General features: G+C 39.6%; 3 protein-coding genes. 1 reads left to right on the forward strand and 2 read right to left on the reverse strand.

The features are described 5' to 3' along the window. Positions 1–186 precede the first annotated feature (186 nt). Both ACTTJ8_RS11460 and ACTTJ8_RS11465 read right to left on the reverse strand, forming a co-directional pair. Entirely contained in the window at positions 187–2283 is a 2097-nt protein-coding gene (locus tag ACTTJ8_RS11460) for a methyl-accepting chemotaxis protein (protein ID WP_442721262.1), read from the reverse strand. A 166-nt stretch (positions 2284–2449) separates the two neighbouring features. Beyond that, positions 2450–3376, reverse strand: a complete 927-nt coding sequence (locus ACTTJ8_RS11465; RefSeq protein ID WP_442721263.1) for a 5'-nucleotidase, lipoprotein e(P4) family — start codon at positions 3374–3376, stop codon at positions 2450–2452. Positions 3377–3655: 279 nt separating this feature from the next. On the opposite strand from ACTTJ8_RS11465, the gene ACTTJ8_RS11470 reads away from it, so the two are divergent. Further along, the gene (locus ACTTJ8_RS11470) at positions 3656–3853 is read left to right on the forward strand and encodes an ATP-binding cassette domain-containing protein (RefSeq protein WP_442721264.1); all 198 of its coding nucleotides are present in this window, start codon (positions 3656–3658) and stop codon (positions 3851–3853) included. Positions 3854–3941 lie beyond the last annotated feature (88 nt).

Raw genomic sequence — 3941 nt, forward strand, 5'->3', positions numbered from 1 at the left:
TTATTTTACCCAAATGATACAAGATAATTCTATGACTTTATTATACGAGGGTTTATGCTCGTGCCAGGGGTGTTGATTTCTGCTGGCAGTACGAGGTGTTCAAGCACATCGCATACCGAATATATAAGAACCTTTGCAGCGGCTAGTATAGCATCGTGAGCAGGTGCGCCGTATATTTACAAAAGGTTAGACTTTGAATTTAGCGACCTCATGAGCTAATACCTCAATACTCCGCTTGTTCTTCTGTGTTATCTCGTTGACTTCCTGCACCGCTTGGTTAATCTGCAGCGCTCCGGCAGACATTTCATTCATGCTTTTTGTGATAACACGGGTAAGACTATCTAATTTATGCATCTCTGCTGCGACGCTTTCACCGCCTTTCAGCATTTCTTCCGAACCAGCTTGTACTTCTACTGTTACTGTGTTGATAGTCTTTATAGCATTCAACACTTCCTTGCTGCCGCTTTCCTGTTGCTGTATCGCTTCAGTTAAGTGAGTACTCATTTCTTTTACCTGTTCGGCAAGTGTAAAAATAGCATTAAATTTTTCCTCTACTGTTTTAGAGGAGGTAGAAAGCGTCTCGATTTCTCCTGATAATGCTTTCAGTGTTGCCGTAATCGTTTTGCCTTGCATTGCAGAATCTTCAGCAAGTTTACGGATTTCGTCAGCAACAACGGCGAAACCTTTACCGGCTTCTCCTGCATGAGCAGCTTCAATAGCAGCATTCATTGCGAGAAGGTTGGTTTGACTTGCAATGTGCTGAATAACACTTGAGGCTTCCAGTAGGGAGCCGGATTCTTCTGCAATTTTTTGTGTTACAGTGTTAGATGTTATCAGCGTTGCTTTACCATCACCGGTTGCTGTGGTTAAATCTTTAATAGCGCTATCGGTTTTGCTGAGAGTTTGTCCAATCGAAGTAATATTTAAGACCATTTGTTCTACTGACGAAAAAGATTGAGCAACACTCGCTGCTTGTGTTTCGATGCTCGCGTTTAATTGCTTAATCGTACGGACAATTTCTTCGACTGTTGTAGCCGTTTCAGTAACACTGGATGCTTGCGTTAAAGCTTTCTGCTTTACCCCATCGATATTTGCGTTGATCTGGTGTACAGCACTCGCTGTTTCAATCATATTTGAGGCAAGCTCACTACCAATTCCCTTCATTATATGACTATTTACTCCAACCTGCTGAATTGAAGCCCCGATTTTTGCAATCGTTTCATTAAAGTATTCAGACAAATCGGTAATTTCATCATTGCCCGTAACCGGTAGGCGCACTGTCAAATCGCCTTCACCCTGCGCAATATTTTTTAAAGCATATACAGTACTTTGAATCGGTTTAACCATTGCGCGAGCAATAAAAAAGACAATAACCAATGATATCAATAAAATTATTGACCCGCTTCCATACATCAAATACCGCAGCATCTGTATCGTTGTCAAAAATTCATCGATAGGCGCAGTGATAATAACTTTCCAATTTGCCTTTTTAAGCAGTGCAAAAGAGGCAATACGATTTTCATTTTTAAAATGATATGAGCCAATACCCTCATCATTATTCAATGCATACTGAATAAAGTTTGCGACTGATTGCAAAGAACTATCTTTTTTTGCGTCTTCAATCATATTTACAGAGTTCATAATCATATCTTCATCTTTATGAGCAATAAATGTTCCTGTTCGATCAACAACATAACAGTAACCGCTCTTACCGATTACTATATCATTAATACTATTAGTAAGTATTTTTTTATTTGTTGCTACGCACAATACAGCAATAACTGTATTATTATTATCAAAGATAGGAATACCTATTCGTATTTGTATTTTTTTTGTAGCACGGCTTAAACGAGGGTCTGCAATAAAGTTATGTCCCGCAGCAGCGGCTTTGAACCAATCGCGATCAGCTCCAGAGACAATTTTATCCGATAAATCATAAAAATCTCCTTTTAAATCACAGATACCAAATGATTCAATATATTTATTCCGAATTATACCAGTACTAATAATTACAACTTTTTGGTGCATAGATAGGTCTGTTCTTTGTAAATCAGGATTTGAAGCAATACCTTGCAGAAATTGTAGTAAAGCATCAAGTCTTCTATCGATTATTTCAGCTGTATCTTGAGCCTTCATATTTAATTGCTGTTCTACATTTTCGATAACAGCTTTTTTTCCTACAGTTACGGCAAGGACAGTTAGAAACACTCCCATAACTAAAATAAGTATGCCAAAAATAAAGAGCTGTTTATTACGCATTGAGAAACGCCGAACTATATTCATTGTATATACTCCTGTGTTTTGCAGATGAAACGCTGCACTCCGCAAGACGAACATTCTTTTAATTGTTTAATTGTCTAAAAAACATACGGAATTGTGTTGAACATTCCGCACAGAAGAAAGGTAACCGCGACAATAGTTATAATACGGCTGCCTTTCTTATTAATCACTACTCTTTATACCAGGTACCAAACTTTTCAGTATTAGTAAATTTTACACTGTCAAAAAGCTGTTTAATATATTCAACCCGTTTTGCGGCATCGGCTTTTTTATCACCATACCAGACTGCCGAAACATAGTTGCCGTAAGTTGCGTTCGGGAACACAATCCATTTATCACCCCAAAAATCCGTATAGGGAGCTTGCAATGCAAGTTCCGTCCGCTTTACAGGACCGAGATCCGTCTTAAAATCACCGGTAAAGTCTCCGATATTATCGCCAAGATACATAATGACATCGTGATCTTTTAATACGTTGTTACGGCGCTGGGTCTTATTGGAAGAGCCGTCTTGCAGCTTTACCTGAATATGATCTTTATCGGCATTGGGGAAACCGAGATATTGTAGCTGCTTAACCGTTAATTCGCCTTTATCGGGATCACGATTAGTAATATAGAAGATTTCTATGCCCTTACTGCTTGCATAATTAAAAAAGTCTACAGCGCCGGGGATTGCTTTACAGGCAACGGAGGACAATCCTGCATAGTAATATTTATCGAAGGGGCCGTTATCCCACGATTCAGGACGCTGTACGGCATCGGCTAAATACATTGTATCGCTCAGAATTGTTTCATCAAGATCAGTAACAATAGCTAACGGTTTTGAATATTTACCCTGTGCTTGTTCTTGAAGCCGATCTTCCAACCGAATTCTCGCCAGTTTATAGGCTTGCATTTGTAATCCTTTTACTTCAGCGGAAAGTTGATAAATAATACCGTTCACATAGGATTCTTTCCGGGCATTATCGGCAACAGATGGGCCAATATCCTTTGCATTTCCAGCGGGTGCTGTTGCACAGCCAACACAGATAAACGAAAATGAAATAAATACCGCCAAAGCAACCTGCAACGATTTAGGTAATGTAATCGTTTTAATCATAAAAACCTCCTCATGACCTTTATAGTCGGTATTAGTATAAATAATTACCAGATTTAGTCTAGAGTAACACTAGACTTTGCATATAGCATGATCTTGCGCAAACACTTCAATACATTGCGTATTCTTCTATGTAATAGCAATGACTATTGCAGCAGCGCTCATTACAGTAAAATGACCATTTAATGATACTGATATAGTTGAGCCTTCGCGACATACACAGCCGACCAATCCCTCTGCCTCTTCTGTTCTATCGCTGGTGATACCGGTAATACAGACAAGATGGAATCACAGACTACCGCAGCCGACGATACTGATAGAGCCGAAACCAGCATACGGAACGTGAGCTTTTTGCTCAAGCGGGGAAAACGCTGCGGCATTATCGGGGAGTCCGGCGGCGGGAAAAGCACACTGCTTTCGGCAATTATGGGCTTACTGCAAGAAAAGCGCTCCTACAGAACGGGCAAAAAGACGGGATGAATCACCCATTACACTTCTTGCTCTGTGATAGATAAGATTATAGTTTAGTTTCATCACCGACCAAACATTCTCAATACTATTACGATTA

Origin of the sequence: Treponema sp., from assembly GCF_052169735.1 — a bacterium.
Taxonomy (GTDB): domain Bacteria; phylum Spirochaetota; class Spirochaetia; order Treponematales; family Treponemataceae; genus Treponema.